The organism is Novosphingobium sp. BL-S-20, from assembly GCF_055521635.1.
The window spans coordinates 1912370-1936330 of sequence record NZ_CM145494.1 but is presented as its reverse complement, the minus strand read 5'-3'; the positions used below and the strand labels follow the sequence as shown (position 1 = coordinate 1936330).

Below are 23961 nucleotides of genomic sequence, written 5' to 3'. Positions count from 1 at the left end.
TGGCAATCGCCGAGGCCATGATCGCCGCCTACAATGCGCAGGACGCCGATCTCTACGTGACCTTCATGACCGACGAAGCCAGCGAAGCGAACTATCGCGGCGCTGTGGTTCGCGAGGGCAAGGAGGGCACGCGCTCGGGCCTCAAGGCGGCTTTCGCCAAGTGGCCCGAGAACAAGGCGGAAATCGTCTCGCGCGAAGAGACCGACAACTATGTCGTCTTGCGCGAGCACGTGACGCGCGGCCCGGCGACGGACGGTTCCGATCTCGTCGATCCTTTCGACGTTCTGGCCGTCTACAGCTTCGAGGGCGACAAGTGCTCGCGGGTTGAGTTCATCCGATGACATTCAACACGCTCGAACTCACCCGCATCTGGGCCGCCGTTACCGGCGTGATCCTCGCGGTGTGGTATTTTGCCGCCGTCTATCTCGATCTCCAGCCCACGGCCGTGCTGCCGATGCTGGTGACTGCGATCGGCGGCTTTGAGTTGTTTCTTTTCGGCCAGGACCAGTGGCTGAAGCGCAGGGGTAAGCATGGCTGACCGCTATATCGAACCCGACACGCCCGAACTTCGGGCCCGTTGGGGCAATTTCGCCTGGACCGCCGAGAACGCCGAAAAGGCGAAGGATGTCGTGTCCCGCTATCCGGCCGGGCGCCAGCGCTCGGCGGTGATGCCGCTGCTCGACCTCGCCCAGCGTCAGGTTGGTGCCGAGCTGAACACGCAGGGCTGGCTGCCGATCCCGGTGATGGAATACATCGCCGCCTATCTCGACATGCCGGTGATCCGCGTCGTCGAGGTCGCGACCTTCTACACGATGTACAACATCGCGCCGATCGGCCGGTTCCACGTGCAGGTCTGCGGTACCACGCCGTGCATGCTGCGCGGGTCGGACGATCTGCTGGAAACCTGCAAGTCGCGCGGCATGAAGAAGGGCCACATTTCGGAAGACGGCTTGTGGTCGTTCACCGAAGTCGAGTGCATGGGCAACTGCGCCTCGGCGCCGATGGTCCAGATCAACGACGACAACTACGAAGACCTCACGTCGGAGCGCCTGAATGCGGTGCTCGACGCGCTGGCGCGTGGTGAAACGCCGAAGGCCGGCACCCAGGACCCCGCCCGTCACACCGTCGAACCGGTGGGCGAGCCGACCAACCTGGTGGCGATGATCACCGAAAACCATGACTATCGGAGTGAGTGGTAATGGCTCTCCTCGATAAGGACCGCATCTTCACCAACCTCTACGGCTATCAGCCGTGGAACCTGAAGGAAGCGCAGGCGCGCGGTGCCTGGGACAACACCAAGGACCTGATCGCACGCGGCCGTGATGCCATCATCGACGAGATGAAGGCTTCGGGTCTGCGCGGTCGCGGCGGTGCGGGCTTCCCGACTGGCATGAAGTGGTCCTTCATGCCCAAGCAGCCGCCGCTCGACCAGAACGGCAATCCCAAGCCCAGCTTCCTCGTGATCAACGCGGACGAATCCGAACCGGGTTCGTGCAAGGATCGCGAGATCATGCGCCACGATCCGCACCTGCTGTTCGAAGGCGCGCTGGTCGCGGGCTTCGCCATGGGTGCGCGCGCGGCCTACATCTACATCCGCGGCGAATACATCCGCGAGGCCGAAGTGCTCTTCGCCGCGCGTGAGGAAGCCTATGCAGCCGGTCTGCTGGGCAAGAATGCCGCCGGATCGGGCTACGACTTCGACGTCTTCGTCCACCGCGGCGCCGGCGCCTACATCTGCGGCGAAGAAACCGCGATGATCGAAAGCCTCGAAGGCAAGAAGGGCCAGCCCCGCCTGAAGCCGCCGTTCCCGGCAGGCGCAGGCCTCTACGGCTGCCCGACCACGGTCAACAACGTGGAATCGATCGCCGTTGCGCCGACGATCCTGCGTCGCGGCGCCGCGTGGTTCTCCAGCTTCGGCCGTGAGAACAACAAGGGCACCAAGCTCTTCCAGATCAGCGGGCACGTGAACCGTCCCTGCGTGGTCGAGGAAGAGATGTCGATCCCGTTCAGCGAGCTGATCGAGCGTCACTGCGGCGGCATTCGCGGCGGCAAGGACAACCTGCTGGCGGTGATCCCCGGCGGTTCGTCGGTTCCGCTGGTTCCGGCTGCCGAGATCTGGGACGCGCCGATGGACTTCGATGGCCTGCGCGCCGTCGGTTCGGGCCTCGGTACCGCTGCCGTCATCGTCATGGACAAGTCCACCGACATCGTCCGCGCCATCAGCCGTCTCTCGTACTTCTACAAGCACGAGTCCTGCGGCCAGTGCACCCCCTGCCGCGAAGGCACGGGCTGGATGTGGCGCGTGATGGAGCGCCTGCGCACCGGCGACGCGGAAGTCGAGGAAATCGACATGCTGCAGCAGGTGACCAAGCAGGTCGAAGGCCACACCATCTGCGCTCTGGGCGACGCTGCGGCGTGGCCGATCCAGGGCCTGATCCGTCATTTCCGTCCGGAGCTTGAGCGCCGGATCGCCGAAAACGTCCGCGAGGCTGCCGAGTAATGCCCAAGGTCAAAGTCGACGGCGTCGAGATCGACGTCCCCACCGGCGCAACCGTGCTGCAGGCCTGCGAGCTTGCTGGCAAGGAAATCCCGCGCTTCTGCTACCACGAACGTCTGAGCATCGCCGGCAACTGCCGCATGTGCCTGGTCGAAGTGAAGCCCGGACCGCCGAAGCCCCAGGCTTCGTGCGCGCTTCCTGCCTCCGAAGGCCAGGAAATCCGCACGGATTCCGAAATGGTCAAGAAGGCGCGGGAAGGGGTGATGGAGTTCCTCCTCATCAACCACCCGCTCGACTGCCCGATCTGCGATCAGGGCGGCGAGTGCGACCTTCAGGACCAGTCCGTCGCTTACGGTCGCGGCGCTTCGCGCTATGACGAAAACAAGCGCGCGGTCACCGAAAAGTACATGGGCCCGCTCATCAAGACCACGATGACGCGCTGCATTCACTGCACCCGCTGCGTGCGCTTCTCGGAAGAGATCGCCGGTGTGGACGAGATCGGCGCGCTCTATCGCGGCGAGAGCATGCAGATCACGACCTATCTCGAACATGCTGCCAAGCACGAGATGTCGGCCAATGTGATCGACTTGTGCCCGGTCGGTGCGCTTACCTCGCGTCCCTACGCCTTCGAGGCCCGTCCCTGGGAACTCAAGAAGACGCTGGGCATCGACGTGTCGGACGCCACCGGCGCCAACATCCGCATCGATGCGCGCGGCCGCGAAGTGCTGCGCGTGCTTCCTCGTAACAACGACGACGTGAACGAGGAATGGATCAGCGACAAGGCGCGCTACATGGTCGACGGGCTTACCAAGCGCCGTCTCGACAAGCCGTTCCTGCGCCGTGACGGCAAGCTCGTCGCGGTCAGCTGGAACGAGGCTTTCGCCGCCATCGCCACGCTGAACCCGGGCAATTCGATCGCCGCCATCGCCGGCGACATGATCGATTGCGAAACGATGTTCGCCGCCAAGAAGCTCGTCGGCGCGCTCGGTTCGAAGCTCGTCGAAGGTCGCCAGACCGGGATGGACTACGCGACCGACAGCCTCGCCGCCGTCAACTTCAACACCACGTTCTCCGGCATCGAGACCGCCGACGCGATCCTGATCGCGGGCAGCAATGTGCGCTGGGAAGCTCCGCTGCTCAACGTCCGCCTGCGCAAGGCGGTGAAGCGCGGCGCCAAGGTGTTCCTCGTCGGTCCCGAGTGGGAAACCACGTTCGGCGGCGAGTTCCTGGGCGAAGACCTCTCGGTCCTCGGCAATCTTCCGCAGAACGTCGCCGATGCGCTGTCGAACGCGAAGCGTCCGGCGGTTATCCTCGGCGGTGCGGCGCTCGGCCGTGGCGGTCTGGAAGCGGGCCTCGCGCTCGCGGCCCAGTTCAACCTCGTTCGCGATCTTGAAGACGGCACCCGGTGGAATGGCTTCAACGTCCTCCACATGGCAGCGGCCCGCATGGGCGGCCTGATGCTTGGCTACGCGCAGAAGGGCGGCATTGCCGACCTCGTCGCCGCCAAGCCCAAGGTTCTGCTCGCGCTCGGCGCCGACGAAGTGGACTTCACCCAGTTCGCCGGTTCGATGATCGTCTACATCGGTCATCACGGCGACAAGGGCGCCCACGCGGCGGACGTGATCCTGCCCGCTTCGGCCTATACCGAAAAGGCAGGCACTTACGTCAACACCGAAGGCCGCGTGCAGTGGGCCGACAAGGCCGTCTTCGCACCGGGCGACGCCCGCGAAGACTGGACGATCCTGCGGGCGCTCGCCGATGCCTTTGGTGTTACGGTTGGCTTCGACAGCTTCGACCAGCTGCGCGACGCGATGATCGCGGAAGTGCCTGCGCTCGGCAGCGAAGGCCTTGCCGATTACGGCAGCGTCCTGCCGAACGGCGGCGGTTCCGCTGCCGGCCGGATCGCCTATCCGATCAAGGACTTCTACATGACCAACCCGATCGCCCGTGCGAGCGCGGTCATGCAGCGTTGCTCGGCTGAACTTCTCCACGGAGAAGAGATCGCGGAGGCCGCGGAATGACCGCTTTCTTCCAGACTCTCGGGATGAGCTACGAGTGGGCATGGTTCGTGTCCACCGTCTGCGGCATCCTGCTCATCGCGCTGCCGCTGATGCTGGCAGTCGCCATGATCATCTATGTCGACCGCAAGATCTGGGCCGCCATGGCGCTTCGCCGCGGCCCCAACGTGGTCGGCCCGTTCGGCCTGCTCCAGTCCTTCGCGGACGGTCTGAAGGTCTTCCTTCAGGAAACCATCGTTCCTTCGGCGGCGAACAAGGGCCTGTTCCTAATCGCGCCGATCGTGACTTTCACCCTGGCGCTGCTGTCCTGGGCGGTGATCCCGTTCAACTCGGGCGCGATCCTGGCCAACATCAACATCGGCCTGCTCTACATCCTCGCGATCAGCTCGCTGGGTGTCTACGGCACGATCATGGCGGGCTGGGCTTCGAACTCGAAGTACCCGTTCTTCTCGGCGATGCGCGCCTCGGCGCAGATGATCTCCTATGAAGTCTCGATCGGCTTCATCCTGATCTGCGTCGTTCTCTGGGCGGGCACGTTCAACATGAACGACATCGTCTGGGCGCAGAAGGGCCACGTCTTCGGCGTGATCAACGGTTTCGTCGCGAACCCGCTGCTGTTCCCGATGTGGGTGATGTTCCTGATTTCGAGCCTTGCGGAAACGCAGCGCGCGCCCTTCGACCTTGCCGAAGCGGAATCGGAACTCGTCGCCGGTTATCAGACCGAATATTCGTCGATGGCCTTCGCCGCCTACTGGCTGGGCGAATATGCCAACGTGCTCCTGATGTGCGCGCTCAACGCGACGCTGTTCTGGGGTGGCTGGCTGCCGCCGCTCGACATCCCCGTTCTCTATCTCGTGCCGGGCTTCGTATGGTTCCTGCTCAAGATATTCTTCTTCTTCTTCGTGTTCAGCTGGATTAAGGCCACCGTTCCCCGGTACCGCTATGACCAGTTGATGCGCCTGGGCTGGAAGGTCTTCCTGCCCGTATCGCTGCTGTTCGTTGTTCTCGTCAGCGGCTACCTCATGGCTACCGGACACTTCCAATGACCGTCGGACAACTCATAAAGAGCTTCACGCTCTGGGAGTTCGTGAAGGCGCACTGGCTGACCTTGAAGTATTTCTTCAAGCCCAAGGCGACGATCAACTACCCCTTCGAGAAGAACCCGCTTTCGCCGCGCTTCCGTGGTGAGCATGCCCTTCGCCGTTATCCCAACGGCGAGGAGCGCTGCATCGCCTGCAAGCTCTGCGAGGCGATCTGCCCGGCGCAGGCGATCACGATCGAGGCCGCGCCGCGTGACGACGGTTCGCGCCGCACCACGCGCTACGACATCGACATGACGAAGTGCATCTACTGCGGCTTCTGCCAGGAAGCCTGCCCGGTCGATGCCATCGTCGAGGGGCCGAACTTCGAATACGCGACCGAAACGCGCGAAGAACTGCTCTATGACAAAGCCAAGCTACTGGCGAACGGGGACAAGTGGGAGCGGGCTATCGCCGCGAACCTTGAAGCCGACGCACCGTACCGATAGGGGGCCGCGGACATGATCCAGACTTTCGCCTTCTACCTTTTCGCGGTGCTGACGATCGCTTCGGCGGCCGCCACCATCCTCTCGCGCAACCCGGTCCATTCGGTGCTGTTCCTGATCCTGGCGTTCTTCAACGCCGCCGGGCTCATGATGCTCACCGGGGCCGAGTTCATCGCCATGCTGCTGATCATCGTCTACGTGGGCGCGGTCGCGGTGCTGTTCCTCTTCGTCGTCATGATGCTCGACATCGATTTCGCCGAACTGCGGGCAGGCTTCATCAAGAACTTTCCGCTCGGCATGCTGGTGGCCCTGGTGCTGCTCGCCGAGATGGTGCTCGGCATCGGTGCCTACAAGGCCGGCGCCCTGAACCTCGGCACGCCTGACGGCACGGCGGCGACGCCGGTCGGAGCCTCGAACATCGAGGCGATTGGCGGACTGATGTACAGCCGCTACCTGTTCCTGTTCGAAGCGGCCGGCCTGATCCTGCTCGTCGCGATGGTCGGTGCCATCGTCCTGACCCACCGTCAGCGTGGCGACACGCGCGGCCAGAACGTCAGCAAGCAGATCGCGCGTCGTCCCGACGAGGCGACCGTCAACGTCAAGCCCGAAGTGGGCAAGGGGGTTTCGCTGTGATCGGCGTCGAACATTACGTGGTCGTGAGCTCGATCCTCTTCGTGCTCGGCGTCCTCGGCATTTTCCTGAACCGCAAGAACGTCATCGTTCTGCTCATGGCGATCGAACTGATCCTGCTTGCGGTCAACATCAACCTCGTCGCCTTCAGCGCGTTCCTGCACGACCTCACGGGCCAGATCTTCGCGATGTTCGTGCTGACGGTTGCTGCCGGCGAGGCCGCAGTGGGGCTTGCAATCCTCGTGATCTATTTCCGCGGACGCGGCAGCATCGCTGTCGACGACGTCAACCGGATGAAGGGATAAGGCCTTGCACCCGATCCTGTTCATCGTCTTCCTGCCGTTACTGGCAGCGATCATCGCCGGGCTCGGCAACAAGCAGCTGGGCAATGTTCCCGCAAAGGTCCTGACGACCGGCGCGCTGTTCATTGCCTGCGGCTTGAGCTGGCCGATCTTCATCCAGTTCCTCACCGGGAACGCCGAAGCCAGCGTCGTGCCGGTCCTCAAGTGGGTCCAGTCGGGCGCCATGACCTGGGACTGGTCGCTGCGGGTGGACTCGCTCACCGCGGTCATGCTCGTGGTCATCACCTCGGTCTCCGCGCTCGTGCACCTCTATTCGTGGGGCTACATGAGCGAGGAGCCGGATCAGCCGCGCTTCTTCGCGTACCTCTCGCTGTTCACTTTCGCCATGCTCATGCTGGTGACCGCGGACAACCTGGTGCAGATGTTCTTCGGTTGGGAAGGCGTGGGCCTGGCCTCGTATCTCCTGATCGGCTTCTGGTTCCGCAAGCCTTCGGCCGGTGCCGCCGCGATCAAGGCCTTCGTGGTCAACCGCGTCGGTGACCTTGGCTTCATGCTCGGCATCTTCGGCTGCTTCCTGGTGTTCGGCACCGTCTCGATCCCCGAGATCCTGCACGCCGCGCCCAGCATGGCCGGTTCGACGATCGGCTTCCTCGGCCACCGCTTCGACACGATGACCGTGATCTGCATCCTCCTGTTCATCGGTGCGATGGGCAAGTCGGCGCAGCTCGGCCTCCACACCTGGCTTCCGGACGCGATGGAAGGCCCGACCCCGGTGTCGGCGCTGATCCACGCGGCCACGATGGTCACCGCCGGCGTCTTCATGGTCTGCCGCCTGTCGCCGCTGTTCGAAACCAGCGAGACGGCGATGCACTTCATCGCCTTCATCGGCGCCTGCACCTGCTTCTTCGCCGCCACCGTCGGCTGCACGCAGTGGGACATCAAGCGCGTCATCGCCTATTCGACCTGCTCGCAGCTCGGCTACATGTTCTTCGCCACCGGCGTCGGCGCTTATGGCGCGGCCATGTTCCACCTGTTCACGCACGCTTTCTTCAAGGCGCTGCTGTTCCTCGGTGCCGGTTCGGTCATCCATGCGATGCACCACGAGCAGGACATGCGCTTCTATGGCGCGCTGCGTAAGCACATCCCGATCACCTTCTGGACGATGACGGCGGGTACGCTGGCCATCACCGGCGTCGGTATCGCGGGCTTCGTCGGCTTCGCAGGCTTCTACTCGAAGGACGCGATCCTCGAAGCAGCCTTCGGTTCGGGCACGGCAGTGGGCGGTTTCGCCTTCTGGATGGGCATCGCCGCCGCGCTGATGACCAGCTTCTACTCCTGGCGCCTGGTCTTCCTGACCTTCTTCGGCAAGCCGCGCTGGATCCAGTCGGAGCATATCCAGCACGCCGTCCATGACGCGCACGGCCACGGTCACGACGATCATGCGCACGATGATCATGCTCACGAAGACCACAGCGACGACGACCATGCCGCCCCGGAACTCGGTTCGCGCGGCCCGGACTACACGCAGCACGGCGACGGCACGGGCGGATACCATCCGCACGAAAGCCCGCTGGTCATGCTGCTGCCGCTGCTGATCCTTTCGATCGGTGCCGTCGCTGCAGGCTTCGTCTTCAACCACGCCTTCGTCTCGGAAGGGACTGGCGAGTTCTGGAAGGGCGCCCTGGTGTTCCACGAACACCTGATCCACGCGATGCACGGCGTGCCGACCTGGGTGAAGTGGGCACCGTTCACCGTGATGTCGCTGGGCCTGCTGATCGCATGGTACGGCTACATCAAGAACCTCTCGTTCCCCAAGGCATTCGCCGAACAGCTCGGGCCGGTCTACACTTTCGTGTTCCGCAAATGGATGTTCGACGAACTCTACCACAACATCTTCGTCCGTCCGGCCTTCTGGTTCGGCAAGGTGTTCTGGAAGGTCCTGGATATCGGCGTGATCGACAAGTTCGGTCCCGACGGTGCCGCCTGGGTCGTCGCCAGGGGTTCGACTTACGCGCAGAAGGTCCAGTCGGGCTATCTGTACAGCTACGCTCTTGTCATGCTGCTGGGCCTTGTCGGCGCCATCAGCTGGGTGATCGCGGGATAAGATGATGAGTGGTTTTCCGATCCTCAGTCTGATGTTGCTGGTGCCGCTCGCGGCGGCACTGGCATGTCTTTACCTTGATGCCAAATCGGCACGCATGGTGGCGCTTCTCGCCACCCTTGCGAACCTTGTCCTTGGCGTCGTCCTCTGGCTGAACTTCGACGTCGGCGGCGCGCAGTGGCAGTTCCAGGAACGGCACGAGCTGTTCTCGGGCTTCTCCTACGCCCTCGGCATCGACGGTATCGCGCTGCTCCTGATCGAGCTTTCCGTCTTCCTCATGCCGATCTGCATCGGCGCGAGCTGGAACTCGATCGAGAAGCGCGTCGGCGAATACATGGCGGCGTTCCTGCTCGTCGAAACGCTGATGATCGGCGTCTTCGCGGCGCAGGATCTCTTCCTGTTCTACATGTTCTTCGAAGCCGGCCTCATTCCGATGTACCTGATCATCGGCATCTGGGGCGGCGCGGATCGCATCTACGCCTCGTACAAGTTCTTCCTCTACACGCTGCTCGGCTCGGTGCTGATGCTCGTGGCGATGCTGTGGATGGTCCACACCGCCGGCACGACCTTCATCCCGACGCTGATGAACTACGACTTCGCCCCGCAGGCCCAGACCTGGCTGTTCCTCGCCTTCTTCGCCAGCTTCGCGGTGAAGATGCCCATGTGGCCGGTCCACACCTGGCTTCCGGCGGCGCACGTTCAGGCGCCGACCGCTGGCTCGGTGATCCTGGCAGGCGTGCTGCTGAAGATGGGTGGCTACGGCTTCATTCGCTTCTCGCTGCCGATGTTCCCCGAAGCCTCGGCCTACTTCGCGCCGCTGGTCTGGGGCCTGTCGATGGCTGCGGTCGTCATCACCTCGCTCATCGCGCTGGTGCAGGACGACATGAAGAAGCTGATCGCCTACTCGTCGGTCGCGCACATGGCCGTCGTCACGATCGGTCTGTTTGCCTTCAATCCGCAGGGCCTCGAAGGCTCGATGCTGGTCATGCTCAGCCACGGTCTCGTGTCCGGCGCGCTGTTCCTCTGCGTCGGCATCATCTACGATCGCCTGCACACCCGTGAGATCAGCCGTTACGGCGGTCTCGCCATCAACATGCCGCGTTACGCGCTGTTCTTCCTGCTCTTCACGATGGCCTCGATCGGCCTTCCGGGCACCAGCGGTTTCGTCGGCGAATTCCTGAGCCTCGGCGGTATCTACCAGGCATCGAGCTGGACGGCGCTGATCTGCACCACCGGCATCATCCTGGGCGCTGCCTACATGCTCTACCTCTATCGCCGTGTCGTCTTTGGCGACCAGAAGAATGCCGATGCCGCCGCCATGGCCGACCTCGACCTGCGTGAATACCTGATGGTGATCCCGCTCGGCCTCGCGGTGCTGTGGATGGGCGTTTACCCTGAGAGCTTCATTGCTCCGATGCGCGCAGACATTGCCGCGCTCGACGCCCGGCTCGCTCGCGCAAAGCCGGAAGGAGACGCCAAGTTGGCCATGGGCAAGGAAAAGCCTGCGCACGAAGAAGCAGCGCATGAGGGGGCACACTAATGGACTGGTCACAGTCGCTGCGCCTGATCGCGCCGGAAGAAACGCTGAGCATCGCAAGCCTCGTCTTGCTCCTGATGGCCGCCTGGGGCGGTGACAAGGCCGCGAAGCTGATTTCCGTTCTCGCCGTGGCGGCGCTCGTCGCCGCCGGCGTCCTCGTCGCCCCCGCGCTTTGCGGCGGCGCGATGGGCGCCGAAACCTCGGCCTTCTTCGGCCAATTCCGTGCCGACGCCTTCGCGTCCTACGCCAAGATCCTGATCTACATCTCGGCCGCCGTGTCGCTGGTGGTGGCGCCTGCCTACTTCGACCGCTTCAAGGCGATGCGGGCGGAATATCCGGTCCTGGTGCTGCTGGCATCGCTCGGCATGGGCATGATGGTCTCGGCCACCGACCTGCTGACGCTGTACATCGGTCTCGAAATGAACTCGCTGGCGGCTTACGTCCTGGCGGCGTTCCTGCGGACCGACGGTCGTTCGGCGGAAGCGGGCCTCAAGTACTTCGTGCTGGGCGCGCTGGCTTCGGGCATCCTGCTCTTCGGCATGAGCCTGACCTATGGCTTTGCGGGCACCACTTCGTTCGCCGGTATCAGCGCCTCGATGGCGCAGGGTCTCTCGAATGGCGCGCTGTTCGGCATCGTCTTCGTCTTCGCCGGTCTTGCCTTCAAGATCAGCGCCGTGCCGTTCCACATGTGGACCCCCGACGTCTACGAGGGCGCACCGACCCCGGTGACCACGCTCTTTGCGACGGCCCCCAAGGTTGCCGCGATGGCCCTGACCATTCGCGTCGCGATCGAGGCCTTCGGTGATCAGGCTGCGGCCTGGCAGCAGATCGTGGTCTTCGCGGCGCTCGCCTCGATCGTCGTCGGTGCCCTCGGCGCCATCGGCCAGACCAACATCAAGCGCCTGATGGCCTACTCGTCGATCAACAACGTGGGCTTCATGCTCGTCGGTCTCGCCGTGGCGACGCCGCAGGGCGTATCGGCCATGCTGTTCTACCTCGCGATCTACGTCGCGATGTCGGCAGGCGGTTTCGCCGTGATCCTGATGATGAAGGACGCGGACGGCAACCCGGTCGAGGAACTCTCCAAGATGGCCGGTCTTTCGCGCACGCGTCCGGGTCTGGCGCTGGCGCTGGCGATGGTCATGTTCAGCCTTGCCGGTATCCCGCCGATGTTCGGCTTCTGGGGTAAGTTCCTGGTCTTCAAGGCGGCCGTCGACGGCGGCATGATCGCTCTGGCGGCCATCGGCTTCGCAGCCTCGGTTATCGGCGCCTTCTACTACCTGAAGGTCGTTAAGGTCGTGTACTTCGACGAACCCGCCGACGTGGTGAAGGGTGAGAGCGATGTCTGGCACAAGCTGATCCTCGTCGGATCGTGCGTGGTCATCTCGCCGCTCGGCTTCCTGCTGACCAAGTGGCTCGGCCACCTCACTGAAACGGCTGCGGCCGCACTCTACTCCGGCCTTTGATAGAGGTCGTCGAAGAGACCGCATCGACTAACGCGGACCTTTCCCGGCGCCTCGGCGCCGGGGAGGGCCTCGCGGAAGGTTTCTGGTTGCGTGCGGTCAAGCAGAGCGCCGGACGCGGTCGCCGTGGTCGCCAATGGTCCTCTCCGGAGGGCAATCTCTACGCCAGTACCGTCGTCGCGCTGAGAGCGGACGATCCCTCGGTCCATACCCTGGCTTTCGTGGCGGCACTGGCCGTCTACGACCTGATGCTGTCGCAATTGCCGCCGGGCGCGGACTGCCAGCTCAAGTGGCCCAACGACGTGCTCGTCGGCGGCGCCAAGATCTGCGGCATCCTGCTGGAACGCGCAGGTAATCATATCATCATCGGCATCGGCGTGAACGTCGTCAGCGCGCCCGAGCTTTCCGACCGCGCGACGGTCTCGATCCGCGCCGCCAGTCCCGCTAACGACAACGACGCGCAGGCCGTTCTGGAAGCGCTGGCCGCCTGTCTGGCCGAGCGTCTCGCGCAGTGGCGCCGGGAAGGGCTGGCAGCGACGCTGGCCGACTGGACCCGCCACGCCCATCCGCAGGGAACCCCGCTGCTGGTGACGCTCGACGAGGAAGGCCTGCTGCCGGGCGCCTTCGCCGGGCTTGACCCGGACGGAGCATTGCGCTTGCGTCTGGCTGACGGGTCCCTACGGGTCGTTCATGCCGGTGACGTTTCGCTCGCCTGAAGGAAATTCCATGCTGCTTGCCATCGATGCCGGCAACACCAATGTCGTCTTCGCACTGTTCGAGGGCCGCACCTTGCGCGGCCGCTGGCGCATTGCCACCGATCCGCGCCGCACGGGCGACGAATATGCGGTCTGGCTGATGCAGCTGCTCTCGATCCGCGGCGTCGCGGCGGACGAGATCAAGAGCATCATCATCTCGACCGTGGTGCCGCGCGCGCTGCACAATCTCGAAATTCTCTGCCGCCATTACTTCGACGTCGAGCCGCTCGTGGCGGGGGTCGGCAAGGCGGACTATGCGATCGACATCGACGTCGACCAGCCCAAGTCGCTGGGCGCCGACCGCGCCGTCAACGCCATCGCCGCGCATGAGCGCCACGGCGGCGACCTGATCGTCGTCGATTTCGGCACCGCGACGACCTTCGACGTGGTAGACTACAACGGCGCCTACAAAGGCGGCATCATCGCGCCGGGCATCAACCTCTCGCTGGACGCGCTGGTGGGCAACACCGCCAAGCTGCCGCGCATTGCCATCGCCGTTCCCGCCAGCAAGAGCGTGATCGGTCGCAATACCGAGGACCAGATGCTGATCGGCGTGTTCTGGGGCTATGTGGCGATGATGGAGGGCCTGATCGCCCGCATGCGCGCCGAAATCGGGCGTCCCGCCAAGGTCATCGCGACCGGCGGACTCGCCGTACTGTTCGACGAGGCTTCCGATATTTTCGACGCGGTCGATCCCGACCTGACGCTCGAAGGCCTCGCCATTCTTGCCGAAAGGGCATCGAAGACGTGATTCCAGGTAAAGAACTGCTGTTTTGTGCGCTCGGCGGGTCGGGCGAGATTGGCATGAACGTCAATCTCTATGGCTGCCAGGGCAAATGGCTGATGGTCGACCTGGGCATGACCTTCGGCATGAACGAGTACCCCGGCGTCGATCTGGTCTTCGCCGATCTCGACTTCATCGAGGGCGAGCGCGAAAACCTGCTCGGCATCGTGCTGACTCACGCGCACGAGGACCATATCGGCGCGGTTCCCTATTTCGCGCAGGAACTGGACGTTCCCATCTACGCCACGCCCTTCACCGCGCGCCTTGTCGCGGCGAAGCTGGAAGAGGCGGGCATTTTGAACGAGGTCGAACTGATCGTCATCGATCACCTCGACCGCTTCGAACTCGGGCCTTTCGGCATCCGCTACGTGCCGCTGGCGCACTCGATCGCTGAGGGTAATGCGCTGCTGATCGACACGCCGTTCGGCAAGATCTTCCACACGGGCGACTGGAAGCTGGACGACGAGCCGCAAGTCGGCACCCCCGCGACCAAGGCGGAACTGACCGCGATCGGTGACGAGGGGGTTCTGGCGTTGGTCTGTGATTCCACCAACGTCTTCAATCCCGAGGCCTCGGGCAGCGAAGGCGAAGTCTATCGCGGGCTGCTGGAGGAAGTGAAGAAGCATCGCGGCCGCCGCGTGCTGGTCACGACTTTCGCCTCCAACGTCGCCCGTCTCCAGACGCTGGGCGAAGTGGCGCGCAAGACCAATCGCAAGCTCTGCGTAGCCGGGCGCTCGCTCGACCGCATCATCGAGACCGGGCAGGCGAGCGGCTATCTCAAGAAGTTGCCCGAATTGGTCGATGTCGAGACGGCGATGGACCTGCCGCGCGGCGAAGTGCTGATCGTCGCTACCGGCGGGCAGGGCGAGCCGCGCGCGGCGCTCTCGCGGATTTCCGAAGGCAATCATCCGATCAAGCTGGAGAAGGGCGATGTCGTGCTGTTCTCCAGCCGCCAGATTCCCGGTAATGAAATCCCGATCGGGCGTATCCAGAACCGTCTTTCGGACGCCGGGATCGTCATCGTCACCGACCGCCAGAGCATGATCCACGTTTCCGGCCATCCGGGGCGTCCCGAACTCGTTGCGCTCTATGGCTGGCTGCGGCCGGAAATCCTGCTGCCGGTCCACGGCGAGATCCGCCACATGCGCGAACAGGCACGGCTCGGGCTGGAGAGCGGCATTCCCCATGCGGTGTTCCAGAAGAACGGCGATCTCGTCCGCCTGGCGCCGGGCAAGCCGGGCAAGTTCGGGGAGGTCCATTCGGGCCGCCTGATCCTCGACGGCGACATCATCGCGCCGGCGGACGGTGATTCCATGGTCATGCGTCGCCGTATTGCGCTTAACGGCGTGGTTTCGGTGGCGGCGGACCGCAAGGGCCATGTCCAGGTGGCGGCGATCGGCCTGCCGCTCGATGAGGACTACCCGAAGTTCGTCGAGGAAGCGCAGCGCGATGTCGCCGATGCGCTGGGCCGTGCGAAGAAGTCGGACCGTGAAGTGCGGGTCGAGGCTGCCCGTCTGGCCGCGCGCCGTGCCGCCACGCGCTGGTCGGGCAAGAAGCCGCAAGTGCAGGTGATGCTGCTGGAGGATTGATCGGATGGCGATGCAGTGGACCTCGATGGTGGCGATCTACGGCCTGTTCTGGGTCCTCAGCGCCTTTCTGGTCATGCCGTTCGGCTTGCGCACGCCCAATGAGGTTACGGGCTTCCGCGTGGAGAAGGGCCATGCGGACAGCGCGCCGGTCAACTTCCGGCCGCGCCTGATCGCCAAGCGCGCCACCGTTCTCGCGGTGGTGCTGTTCGGTCTCTATTACGTGAACTACGCCGAGCAGTGGATCACGGTGGCCGATCTCAATTTCTTCGGAAAGCCCCCGGTTCAGGACCTTGGATACTAAAAAAGCCCGCTCGTAAGAGCGGGCTTTTCTATTGCGGGCTAGGCGCTGCGATCAGCTTCGCAGCCGCTCGATCCCTTGCGCCAGCGCCACATAGAGCTTGCCCATGTCGGACGATAGAAGGGTCACGCCCAGGGCATTGCCGTCACGGGTGGAAAGCACTTGCCGCAGGATCGACTCGAAGTCGTGGATGTAGCGGCTGACGTGTTCGCGGAAGGCTTCGTCGCGCTCGAACAGCTGCTGGATCGACTTGATTTCCCCGGCATCGAGCAGCGAGACCGCACGGCGGGTGAAGATGCCGCGGTCGCCGCGCAGATAGGAAGCCCAGGCGGTGTCCGAGACTTCGCTCGACAGGGCGGAGGCGATGTCGATGGCGTTGGAATTAAGCGCTTCGGTGATGAGCGCGACGCGGCGGGCGAAGTCGTTATCGACCTGTTCCTCAGCCTTTTCACGGGCTTCATTCACGCGGCCCTCCAGATTGCCGACCAGTTCCTCGACTTTCGCCAGTTGCTCGCGCAGCTGGATCGTCGCCTCGCGGGTCGCGCCCGAGGCGTGGGCGACGGCCTGATCGAGCTGACCGGTGACTTCGGCGACGCGGGTACGCATCGATCGGTCGATGGCCTGGGCGCTCTCGGTGCCAAGGTCTTCGGCGACTTTGGCGATGCGCGCGGCGCTCTGGGTCTCGATGGCGGCGACAGAGTTGTCGATGGTCGTGCCGAGTGCGGTAATCGCCTCGGTGAGTTCGCCTTGCGCGCGCGCGGCGGCGGTATGGGTCGCAGCCTCGATCTCGGTCAGCGAGGTATGCAGGACTTTGAGAAGCTGCGCATGGGCCGCGCCGTGTTCTGAAAGATCCGAATGCATGGCGGAAAGTTCGTCGGCGAAGTCCTTGAGATTATTACCTGACTGCTCGACCCCGCCAGCGAGTTCGGCGCCGCTGCGGGCCGATTGGCCCAGCGCTTCGAGAACCGTGGCAATGCCCGATTGCAGCCGGACCAGACGATCTTCGGAAACCGTGAGCGCTTCGGGCAGATCGTGGTGGGCATAACGGGCGCTGCCCTGGATGAGTTCGAGCAGGCGAACGCTCGTCTCGGTCAGCTTCTCGGCATCGGCATCGGTGGCAGAAAGCGTGGCACGCGCGGCGGTGAGGCGCTCGCCCAGCGAGGCGAGGCTGCCGCGCAGGCGGGTTTCGAGCAGTTCGCTGCTGCCGGCGATGGCACCGAAGCGAGCTTCGTATTCGCCGAGTTGGCCGGTGATGGCCGCAGCATGGTCCCCGAGAGCGGCAGCCTGAAGGCGATGGCGTTCAAGTCGTTCGGAAATGGCATTGTCGAGGTCGCCGAGCATCTGTTCGATGCGGGCAATGGCGTGGCGCTCCTGCTCGGCCTGACGCGCGAGGCGTTCGCTGGTTTCGCCCGCCAACCTGTCGCGCCGCGCGGAAATCTCGCGGTCGAGAGCGTCGGCATCCTCGGCGATGGCCACCAGTGAACCGCGGAGGGCCGAGACGGCGGAATCCTGGGCGCGGGCAATACCGCGCGCGACTTCCGCCTGTTCCTCGTGCAAGTCGTCGAGAGCCTGACGCCAGGCTTCGGCGGCGCGCCCTTCGCCGTCGCGCAGGGCGCGGGAGACGACATCGCTTTCCTCGCGCAGGGCGACGAGGCGGGCGCGCAGCGAGGTGAGGCTCTCTTCCTCGTGGCGGTCGAGCTGGCCGCGTGTTTCGGCGATTTCCGCATCCAGGGCGGCGGTGCGGGCATGGATCGCAGCGAGGGCGGCGGTTTCATGGCCGTCCAGTTGGCTGCGGAAAGCCTCGCCTTGTTCCGAAAGCAGGGCAAAGCGCTGGTCGGCAAGGACGCCGATCTGCTCGCTGCGGGCATTGATCGCGGTCAGGGCGTTTTCCACCGAAGTGCCGAGACGGGAGACCTGCTGCTCGCTGCCGGTGGCGAATTCATTAAGGCGCTTGAAGCCGTTGACCATGTCCTCAAGCTGGACGTGAGCGGCGCGCCCCGCATTGCCGATATTGTTGGTCACGTCCTTGGCGGAACTGGCGATGACGGGAAGCTGTCCGCGCAGTTTCTCCATATTGTCGAGCGCGGCCTGGCTGACGCCGCCGATCGTCTCGACCCGGGTGCCGTTGTCGCGGATCAGGTCCTGCAGCCGCTCGGCGTTGGAGGACAGACGCTCGGCGGCGATGCGGCCGAGGGATTCGAGATCGCGCGACTGGGCTGCGATGAACTCGCGGGCGAGGCTGAGTTCGCGGTTCACCGTCGTCAGGCGCGTTTCAAGCTGGGCGGATTCGCGGGACAGGGCGCGGGCGACATTGCCGAAGCGGCGGCTCTCGCGGCTGCTGTGGCGCAGCGCCAGCAGCCAGACCATGCCGACCAGAAGCAGCGGTACCGCCCATTGAACGATCAGCGCGGGAACCGCAACGAGGCCGAGGCCCTGGCCGAAATCCGGCCAGCGCGCGTAGAGGAAGAACGCGCTCCAGCCGAGCGCGACCGTTCCGGCGAGCGTGGGCGCAAGCCAGTCGAGCGAAAGCGACGTGGGTGCATAGTTCGGCGCTGAGGCTTCCTCGGTCGCGACCCAGGCATTGCGCCAGGCGTCTTCGGACGTGTCGTCCTCGATTTCCGGGGCCGGAGCAGCCGGTTTTTCCATGGGTTCTTCCGAATTTCCGCTCGAAACGGGTTCGCTGCCGTTCGCGCCGAACGCGATGATCCTGTTTTCCCCAGACATGCGGATAAGGATAACACGCGGGAGGCGTCGATAAACCCCGGTTTAACCCTTTCCGGATTAAACTGGGGAAATGGCGTATGAAGCAGGTGCCCTCGAAGCGACCCTTGCCGCGGCAGCGGGCGGAGATTCCGTGCTTTTCGCGGAATTGCGCGCTTCCTATCTGGAAAGCGTGACGCGGCAGGTCGATCTGCTGGCGCGGGCGCGCTGCGACGGCAACTGGCATGTTGCGGCGATGCGGCTCAAGGGGCTGGCCGCCAGCTTCCATTCGGCGCAGTTGCTGGCGCTGGCCGAACGCGCGCTCGACAGCGCGCCGGGCGAGCCGACCGTGATCCGCCGCCTTCATGCATATCTTGCAGAGTTTTCCGCCAGCTGATTACCCGCCGAGCTTGGCACCGGGCGGGCCTTTCCCTAAACGGTAGAGCCTTGCTGGAGGTCGTTAAACTGCGCATTGCCTTGCTCGCCATGATGGAGCCTGCCGTGGCGGGCCAGACCCTGCCGCGCGGTTTCCTGCGCATCGGCGGGGCGACGCTGGCGCAGCATCAACTGGGCCTTGCGTTGGCGCTCGATTGCCAGCGGGTCATCTGCCTCGCGCGCGGCCCTTCGCCGGAGATGATCGCGCTCCAGCACATGGCCGAGGACGCCGGGCTGCAATTCTACATCGCCACCGGCGCCCGCCCGCTTTCGGGCTTGGTGACGGCGAACGATGAACTCGTGGTGATCGGAGAGGGGCTCTTCGTCGAGCCTTCCGGGGTTGCGGCGCTGTTCGACGGCAAGGCGCCAGCGGTGCTGGTCCAGCCAGTCGAAGGCGGTCTGGCGGCGGGCTTCGAGCGGATCGACATCAATCGCGCCAGTGCCGGGATCATGCGGATTCCCGGCAATCTGGTGGAGAACCTCCAGGAACTTCCCGGAGACTGCGACGTGCCTTCGGCGCTGACCCGGATCGCCCTGCAATCGGGCGTCGCGATGCGCGAAGTCCCGGCGGACTTGCGCAGCGGCACCGACTGGCGGCTGATTCGCGACGAGAGCGAGGCGCACGGCGTCGAACTCGAATGGCTGCGCGAGCGGTTCGGTGACGGCGAACGCGTTTCGCCGGGCCGGACGATCGCGCGCTACGGTGTACTGACTTTCGGTTCCTCGCTGCTCCACGCCGGTAACGCCAGCAATATCCTGAGCCTCGGCGTTCTTGCGGCACTGGCGATTGCGGGCGGTTTCGCTTGGTTCGGTTTCCTGACCGTCGCCTTTCTTTCGCTATTCGTGGCTGCCGTGCTGGTCGAGGCAAGCCGGTTGCTGCGTCTTGCGGAGCGTCAGGCGCTGGGACAGCTACCCCCGGCGATCCCGCGCGCGGACGCGCTGGGGTGGCTCGTCGATGCCGTGTTCGGGCTTTCGCTGCTCGCCGGAATTCCCCGGCTCGGCGGCGAATCGGTGATCTCCTGGCTGTTCGCGCCGGTCATGCTGATGCTGCTGCTGGCGATGATCCCGCGCTTCGTGACGGGAACGGCGGCCTCGCTCGTCTCCGACCGTGCCACATTGGGACTTCTGCTGGCTTTCGCTGCAGGATTCGGGCAAATTGAGCCGCTGGTGGAGGTTCTGGCGATCACGCTCGTTGTGGTCGGCATGGTTCTTCCGCTACGTCGGAAGGACTAACCGGGGCTTAACCAGATACAGGGTAAACGGGACGGATGATCGACAACGCTGTTCATCCGGCCGACGACCAGACTGCGGAAGCGCTGCTTCGTGCGGATTTGGCGCGCGGCGATGCCATGGCCGATTCGGTGCTGCCGATCCTGCAGTACCTGCTCGCGGCCGAGGACAGTGCGCTCTTCAGTGACGAGATCCTGGCGCGGGTGCGCGGCATGCTGGGCGATCTGGCGCGCGGGATCGTCGAGTGCCTTCATGACGGCGACGCGGCTTCGGTGCAGTTTGCCGAGGACCTCGAAGACCTCACCCGTACTTTCATGGCCGATGCCCTGCTGCTTTCGCATGTCCACGCGATGGCGCTGGAATGGCAGATGACCGAGCGGTTGCAGGCACGGCTCGCGCTCGATCCGGTGGTATCGCCGTTGATCCAGGCCATGCTGGCCTCGGCCGAGGGGCAGATGCACGGACTGGCGGTTAGTTGGCTGGCGGCGCAGGCGCGTTGGTGTCAGGCCCAGCGCCGGATGAGTCTGCCGCTGACCGAACTGCCCGGCGATCTGCTGCACCGGGTCCTGCTGGCGGTTAAGGCGTTTCTGACCGGGCGGGCGGACCTGGCCGAACGTCTTGCGCTGCTCGAAGCGGACATTCGCCGCAGTTACGATGAAGGCGCTACCCGGCTCGGACTGTCGGCACGATTGCTGACGGCGCTCGGCGGGGCTTTCCACGTCGCACTGTCGGTGGCCCATGCCGGGGCGGCGCTGTTCTTCACGGCGCTGGCGGCCGGTTCCGGGTTGCGGCGTGAGGCCGCCGTGCTGGCCACGCACGAAGCGCAACTGGCGCGTCTGGCGCTGGCCTTGCGCGCGGCGGGCCTCAAAGCTGCCGATATCGAGAAGCAATTCCTCGCCATTCACCCGGAGGCGATGCTGCCCGAAGGGTTCGAGAGGCTGGGGGTCGATCTTGCCGCCTCGATTCTGGCCAGCGGACGGCAGGGCGGCTGATGCTGATGGAAGGCACCATTCTGGCCCGTGCCGTCAGTGATGCGCAGGACCGCCTGCTGGAGGCGGACGAGCCGCTCGCCGGGCTTCAGGAGCGCTGCGGAGGCGATCTTCCCGGCACGATCGCGATACCCGAACTGCTCGAACTCGTGCGCAAGGCACGCCGCTACGGCTTCCGTCTGGCACGCGCGGTCACCGCGCACGATGGGGGCGATGTCATCACCGCCTGGGTCGAAGTCGAACCGCAGGGTTTGAATGACGGTTGCCAGATCGTCGTCCGCAACTGGCAGACCGCGCCCGCGCCGGTCGAGGACGCGGCTTCGGTGGAACGCCGCCGGACGATGATCGATCGCCACCTTGCCGAACTGAGCGCGCAGCTCGATGCCGATCAGCGGGTGCTGGCAGTGCTGACCGACAGCGCGGAGCTTTTAGAGGCAGCTGCAGCCATGCAGGGCGGCTTCGGCCGTCTCTGGACCGAATTCCTGCCGCCGGAGAATGTTGCGCATCAGCAGCCCTTGCATTGGCGCCTGCTCGACGGTGCGCCGGTGACAGTACCGGGATCGCGGCGGTCCTGGCGGGTCTCGCTGATACCGCATATGCGCCCCGGTTTCGATCCGGCGGGTTTCGAACTGCTGCTGGTCTCGGATACGCCTGCGGCTCCCGTTTCGGCGGCGCACGAGCCGATGGAGCCTTTGCTGCGGCGCAGTCTCGTCGGTCACGATCTCGCGCCGGTGCTGCGTCAGCCGATTGCGCGGATCATCGCCAATGCCGAGACCATCCGCACCCGGCTCGCTGGGCCGCTGCCCGATGCCTATGCCGAGTATGCGGGCGAGATCGCGGGCGCGGGCAAGTTGCTGCTGGGGCTGCTGGAGGACCTGGCCGACCTCGAGGTCGTCGAGACCGAGGGTTTCAGCACCGCGCCGGACAATGTGGACCTGTCGGAACTGGCGCGGCAGGCGGCGGGCATCCTGAACGTGCGCGCACAGGAAAAAGGCATCGTCATCGAGGCGCCGCATGTCGCGGAGACGCTTCCCGCCGTGGCCGAGTATCGCCGTGTGCTTCAGGTCCTGCTCAATCTCATCGGCAATGCCATCCGCTATTCGCCGGAGCATTCGCAGATATGGATCAGGCTCGAAGCGCTCGAAGACCGTGCGCGGGTGATCGTGGCGGATCAGGGACCGGGCCTTTCCGAAGACCAGCAGGGCAAGATATTCGACAAGTTCGAGCGGCTCGGCCGTAGCGGCGACGGCGGTTCGGGGCTGGGGCTTTATATCTCGCGCAGTCTTGCCCGCGCGATGGGCGGGGAGCTGCTCGTCGACAGCGCACCGGGGCAGGGTGCCCGTTTCATTCTGGAAGTTCCGGCCGATCCCGAGGCCTGATTTCCTGCCTCAAAGATGATTGTTGTTGGTCTCGTTCCAGCGCCGGGCGAGCCAGAGCAGGATCGCGCCGACCGCTGCCATCACCGCGCCGCGGATCGCCCATCCGCGATCGTCGAGCATCAGGCTGCCGCTCGGCCAGGACAGGATGCCGGTGCCCTGAGCGACCCATAGCAGCCCCACGGCAATTCCCAGCACGCCCACGAAAACGGCAAGAAGTCTGAGGAACAGCATCCAGGTTTCCCCCTTGCGAAACAAGGCAAGGATAGGAAGCGCTTGCGGCGAGATTGTGGCGACGGCGCAGCCTTCCTGTCCTGTCCCTGTCATACACCTTCCGGCGGGGGAGAGGTAAGCGGCAATTTCGCGCGCGATGGGCCAAAAAGAAAGGCCCCCGCTTTCGCGAGGGCCTTCTTTACCGAACGGGTTTCGGCGAACCGTGCGATCAGCGCTGGCCGACCGGGACGTAGTCGCGCTGCGTCGGGCCGGTGTAGAGCTGACGCGGGCGGCCGATCTTCTGGCCGGGATCCGAGATCATTTCGTTCCACTGCGCGACCCAGCCCACGGTGCGGGCAAGGGCGAAGAGCGCGGTGAACATCGTGGTCGGGAAGCCGATGGCCGAGAGGATGATGCCCGAGTAGAAGTCGACGTTCGGGAACAGCTTCTTCTCTGCGAAGTACGGATCGCTGAGGGCGATTTCCTCGAGGCGCAGGGCGGTCTCGAAGAGCGGGTCGGTGACCTTGAGCGCGTCGAACACTTCGCGGACGGTCTTCTGCATGACCGTGGCGCGCGGATCGTAGTTCTTGTAGACGCGGTGACCGAAGCCCATCAGGCGGAACGGATCGTTCTTGTCCTTCGCGCGATCGATGTAGTGCTGGATCTTGTCCGGCGTACCGATTTCCTTGAGCATGTTGAGCGCGGCTTCGTTCGCGCCGCCGTGGGCAGGGCCCCAGAGGCAGGCGATACCGGCCGCGATGCATGCGAACGGATTGGCGCCCGAGGAACCGGCAAGACGCACGGTCGAGGTCGAGGCGTTCTGTTCGTGGTCGGCATGGAGGATGAAGATGCGGTCCATCGCCTTTTCGACGGCGGGGATCACTTCATATTCTTCCGCCGGCACGCCGAAGGTCATGCGCAGGAAGTTGCCGGTGTAGCTCAGCTTGTTGTCCGGGTAGAGGAAAGGCTGGCCGACCGAGTACTTGTAAGCGGCAGCGGCGATCGTCGGCATCTTGGCGATGAGGCGATGCGAGCTGATCTTGCGGTGCTCGGGGTCCGAAATGTCGGTCGAGTCGTGGTAGAACGCCGAGAGCGCGCCGACCACGCCGCACATGATCGCCATCGGATGGGCGTCACGGCGGAAGCCGCGGTAGAAGTTCGCCAGCTGCTCGTGGAGCATCGTGTGGCGCGTGATGGTGTTCTCGAACGTCGCCAGCTCTTCCGCGTTCGGCAGTTCGCCGTTGAGCAGCAGGTAGCTGGTTTCCATGAACGACGAGTTCTCGGCCAGCTGGCCGATCGGGTAGCCGCGGTGGAGCAGTACGCCTTCGTCGCCGTCGATGTAGGTCAGCGCGGATTCGCAGCTCGCCGTCGACGTGAAGCCGGGATCGTACGTGAACTTGCCCGTCTGGGCATAGAGCTTGCGGATATCGATGACATCCGGGCCGACACTGCCCTTGAGCACGGGATAGTCGAATTCCGTGCCACCAGCATTCAGTTTGACCTGATCACCCACCAGTTC

The 23961-nt window shown here is 64.6% G+C and carries 23 protein-coding genes; 20 read left to right on the top strand and 3 right to left on the bottom strand.

The features are described 5' to 3' along the window. Positions 1-17 precede the first annotated feature (17 nt). Genes ACZ1II_RS16765 through ACZ1II_RS16690 form a run of 16 tightly spaced genes read left to right on the top strand, consistent with a single transcriptional unit; the run spans position 18 to position 15502 of the window. Positions 18-341 carry a nuclear transport factor 2 family protein gene (locus ACZ1II_RS16765; protein ID WP_465147322.1) on the top strand — a complete coding sequence of 108 codons (324 nt, stop codon included), beginning with the start codon at positions 18-20 and terminating at the stop codon, positions 339-341. Further along, a complete protein-coding gene (locus ACZ1II_RS16760) occupies positions 338-538 on the top strand; it encodes a hypothetical protein (protein WP_465144762.1) in 201 nt (66 codons plus the stop codon). Before ACZ1II_RS16765 ends, ACZ1II_RS16760 begins: the two co-directional genes overlap by 4 nt. Beyond that, positions 531-1199: a complex I 24 kDa subunit family protein gene (locus tag ACZ1II_RS16755; protein WP_465144761.1), complete on the top strand. Its 669-nt coding sequence runs from the start codon at positions 531-533 to the stop codon at positions 1197-1199. The genes ACZ1II_RS16760 and ACZ1II_RS16755 overlap by 8 nt, the downstream gene beginning before the upstream one ends. Beyond that, positions 1199-2500 carry an NADH-quinone oxidoreductase subunit NuoF gene (gene nuoF, locus ACZ1II_RS16750; protein WP_465144760.1) on the top strand — a complete coding sequence of 434 codons (1302 nt, stop codon included), beginning with the start codon at positions 1199-1201 and terminating at the stop codon, positions 2498-2500. The genes ACZ1II_RS16755 and nuoF overlap by 1 nt, the downstream gene beginning before the upstream one ends. Further along, a complete protein-coding gene (gene nuoG / locus ACZ1II_RS16745) occupies positions 2500-4518 on the top strand; it encodes an NADH-quinone oxidoreductase subunit NuoG (protein WP_465144759.1) in 2019 nt (672 codons plus the stop codon). Before nuoF ends, nuoG begins: the two co-directional genes overlap by 1 nt. Next, entirely contained in the window at positions 4515-5561 is a 1047-nt protein-coding gene (nuoH, locus tag ACZ1II_RS16740; RefSeq protein ID WP_465144758.1) for an NADH-quinone oxidoreductase subunit NuoH, read from the top strand. Before nuoG ends, nuoH begins: the two co-directional genes overlap by 4 nt. Further along, a complete protein-coding gene (gene nuoI, locus ACZ1II_RS16735; protein WP_054437645.1) occupies positions 5558-6043 on the top strand; it encodes an NADH-quinone oxidoreductase subunit NuoI in 486 nt (161 codons plus the stop codon). Before nuoH ends, nuoI begins: the two co-directional genes overlap by 4 nt. A gap of 12 nt (positions 6044-6055) precedes the next feature. After that, positions 6056-6673 (top strand): NADH-quinone oxidoreductase subunit J, encoded by a 618-nt coding sequence (locus tag ACZ1II_RS16730; protein ID WP_465144757.1) that lies wholly within the window; start codon positions 6056-6058, stop codon positions 6671-6673. Beyond that, positions 6670-6975 carry an NADH-quinone oxidoreductase subunit NuoK gene (gene nuoK, locus ACZ1II_RS16725; RefSeq protein WP_054437643.1) on the top strand — a complete coding sequence of 102 codons (306 nt, stop codon included), beginning with the start codon at positions 6670-6672 and terminating at the stop codon, positions 6973-6975. Before ACZ1II_RS16730 ends, nuoK begins: the two co-directional genes overlap by 4 nt. A 4-nt stretch (positions 6976-6979) precedes the next feature. Next, positions 6980-9076 (top strand): NADH-quinone oxidoreductase subunit L, encoded by a 2097-nt coding sequence (gene nuoL, locus ACZ1II_RS16720; RefSeq protein WP_465144756.1) that lies wholly within the window; start codon positions 6980-6982, stop codon positions 9074-9076. Between the two features lie 4 nt (positions 9077-9080). Continuing rightward, positions 9081-10613 (top strand): NADH-quinone oxidoreductase subunit M, encoded by a 1533-nt coding sequence (locus ACZ1II_RS16715; RefSeq protein ID WP_465144755.1) that lies wholly within the window; start codon positions 9081-9083, stop codon positions 10611-10613. Next, positions 10613-12076 (top strand): NADH-quinone oxidoreductase subunit NuoN, encoded by a 1464-nt coding sequence (nuoN, locus tag ACZ1II_RS16710; protein ID WP_465144754.1) that lies wholly within the window; start codon positions 10613-10615, stop codon positions 12074-12076. Before ACZ1II_RS16715 ends, nuoN begins: the two co-directional genes overlap by 1 nt. Beyond that, a complete protein-coding gene (locus ACZ1II_RS16705; RefSeq protein ID WP_465144753.1) occupies positions 12073-12789 on the top strand; it encodes a biotin--[acetyl-CoA-carboxylase] ligase in 717 nt (238 codons plus the stop codon). The genes nuoN and ACZ1II_RS16705 overlap by 4 nt, the downstream gene beginning before the upstream one ends. Before the next feature lie 10 nt (positions 12790-12799). Beyond that, complete coding sequence (locus tag ACZ1II_RS16700) at positions 12800-13579, top strand: type III pantothenate kinase (RefSeq protein WP_334184989.1); 780 nt, start codon at positions 12800-12802, stop codon at positions 13577-13579. Next, a complete protein-coding gene (locus ACZ1II_RS16695) occupies positions 13576-15201 on the top strand; it encodes a ribonuclease J (RefSeq protein ID WP_465144752.1) in 1626 nt (541 codons plus the stop codon). The genes ACZ1II_RS16700 and ACZ1II_RS16695 overlap by 4 nt, the downstream gene beginning before the upstream one ends. 10 nt (positions 15202-15211) lie before the next feature. After that, positions 15212-15502 (top strand): DUF1467 family protein, encoded by a 291-nt coding sequence (locus tag ACZ1II_RS16690; RefSeq protein WP_147215857.1) that lies wholly within the window; start codon positions 15212-15214, stop codon positions 15500-15502. Positions 15503-15553: 51 nt separating this feature from the next. Here the strand turns inward: ACZ1II_RS16690 and ACZ1II_RS16685 are convergent, their stop codons facing one another. Beyond that, positions 15554-18145, bottom strand: a complete 2592-nt coding sequence (locus tag ACZ1II_RS16685) for a coiled-coil domain-containing protein (protein ID WP_465144751.1) — start codon at positions 18143-18145, stop codon at positions 15554-15556. Positions 18146-18293: 148 nt separating this feature from the next. On the opposite strand from ACZ1II_RS16685, the gene ACZ1II_RS16680 reads away from it, so the two are divergent. The 4 genes from ACZ1II_RS16680 to ACZ1II_RS16665 are packed head-to-tail and all read left to right on the top strand — an operon-like array spanning position 18294 to position 22232. Continuing rightward, complete coding sequence (locus ACZ1II_RS16680; protein ID WP_465144750.1) at positions 18294-18596, top strand: Hpt domain-containing protein; 303 nt, start codon at positions 18294-18296, stop codon at positions 18594-18596. Between the two features lie 50 nt (positions 18597-18646). After that, a complete protein-coding gene (locus tag ACZ1II_RS16675) occupies positions 18647-19867 on the top strand; it encodes a hypothetical protein (protein ID WP_465144749.1) in 1221 nt (406 codons plus the stop codon). Positions 19868-19902: 35 nt separating this feature from the next. Next, a complete protein-coding gene (locus ACZ1II_RS16670; protein ID WP_465144748.1) occupies positions 19903-20856 on the top strand; it encodes a hypothetical protein in 954 nt (317 codons plus the stop codon). Next, a complete protein-coding gene (locus ACZ1II_RS16665) occupies positions 20856-22232 on the top strand; it encodes a sensor histidine kinase (protein ID WP_465144747.1) in 1377 nt (458 codons plus the stop codon). The genes ACZ1II_RS16670 and ACZ1II_RS16665 overlap by 1 nt, the downstream gene beginning before the upstream one ends. A gap of 9 nt (positions 22233-22241) precedes the next feature. Here ACZ1II_RS16665 and ACZ1II_RS16660 read toward each other — a convergent pair whose 3' ends face one another. Together ACZ1II_RS16660 and ACZ1II_RS16655 are read right to left on the bottom strand one after the other, a co-directional pair. After that, a complete protein-coding gene (locus ACZ1II_RS16660) occupies positions 22242-22463 on the bottom strand; it encodes a hypothetical protein (protein WP_465144746.1) in 222 nt (73 codons plus the stop codon). Between the two features lie 208 nt (positions 22464-22671). Continuing rightward, positions 22672-23955, bottom strand: a complete 1284-nt coding sequence (locus ACZ1II_RS16655; RefSeq protein ID WP_465144745.1) for a citrate synthase — start codon at positions 23953-23955, stop codon at positions 22672-22674. Between the last annotated feature and the right edge of the window lie 6 nt (positions 23956-23961).

What these genes read in the sequence shown, in the direction of transcription:
- ACZ1II_RS16765 (WP_465147322.1), top strand. Translation starts at nt 18, where the DNA reads ATGATCGCCGCCTACAATGCGCAGGACGCCGATCTCTACGTGACCTTC.
- ACZ1II_RS16760 (WP_465144762.1), top strand. Translation starts at nt 338, where the DNA reads ATGACATTCAACACGCTCGAACTCACCCGCATCTGGGCCGCCGTTACC.
- ACZ1II_RS16755 (WP_465144761.1), top strand. Translation starts at nt 531, where the DNA reads ATGGCTGACCGCTATATCGAACCCGACACGCCCGAACTTCGGGCCCGT.
- nuoF (WP_465144760.1), top strand. Translation starts at nt 1,199, where the DNA reads ATGGCTCTCCTCGATAAGGACCGCATCTTCACCAACCTCTACGGCTAT.
- nuoG (WP_465144759.1), top strand. Translation starts at nt 2,500, where the DNA reads ATGCCCAAGGTCAAAGTCGACGGCGTCGAGATCGACGTCCCCACCGGC.
- nuoH (WP_465144758.1), top strand. Translation starts at nt 4,515, where the DNA reads ATGACCGCTTTCTTCCAGACTCTCGGGATGAGCTACGAGTGGGCATGG.
- nuoI (WP_054437645.1), top strand. Translation starts at nt 5,558, where the DNA reads ATGACCGTCGGACAACTCATAAAGAGCTTCACGCTCTGGGAGTTCGTG.
- ACZ1II_RS16730 (WP_465144757.1), top strand. Translation starts at nt 6,056, where the DNA reads ATGATCCAGACTTTCGCCTTCTACCTTTTCGCGGTGCTGACGATCGCT.
- ACZ1II_RS16715 (WP_465144755.1), top strand. Translation starts at nt 9,081, where the DNA reads ATGAGTGGTTTTCCGATCCTCAGTCTGATGTTGCTGGTGCCGCTCGCG.
- nuoN (WP_465144754.1), top strand. Translation starts at nt 10,613, where the DNA reads ATGGACTGGTCACAGTCGCTGCGCCTGATCGCGCCGGAAGAAACGCTG.
- ACZ1II_RS16700 (WP_334184989.1), top strand. Translation starts at nt 12,800, where the DNA reads ATGCTGCTTGCCATCGATGCCGGCAACACCAATGTCGTCTTCGCACTG.
- ACZ1II_RS16690 (WP_147215857.1), top strand. Translation starts at nt 15,212, where the DNA reads ATGCAGTGGACCTCGATGGTGGCGATCTACGGCCTGTTCTGGGTCCTC.
- ACZ1II_RS16685 (WP_465144751.1), bottom strand. Translation starts at nt 18,145, where the DNA reads ATGGAAAAACCGGCTGCTCCGGCCCCGGAAATCGAGGACGACACGTCC.
- ACZ1II_RS16680 (WP_465144750.1), top strand. Translation starts at nt 18,294, where the DNA reads ATGGCGTATGAAGCAGGTGCCCTCGAAGCGACCCTTGCCGCGGCAGCG.
- ACZ1II_RS16670 (WP_465144748.1), top strand. Translation starts at nt 19,903, where the DNA reads ATGATCGACAACGCTGTTCATCCGGCCGACGACCAGACTGCGGAAGCG.
- ACZ1II_RS16665 (WP_465144747.1), top strand. Translation starts at nt 20,856, where the DNA reads ATGCTGATGGAAGGCACCATTCTGGCCCGTGCCGTCAGTGATGCGCAG.
- ACZ1II_RS16660 (WP_465144746.1), bottom strand. Translation starts at nt 22,463, where the DNA reads ATGCTGTTCCTCAGACTTCTTGCCGTTTTCGTGGGCGTGCTGGGAATT.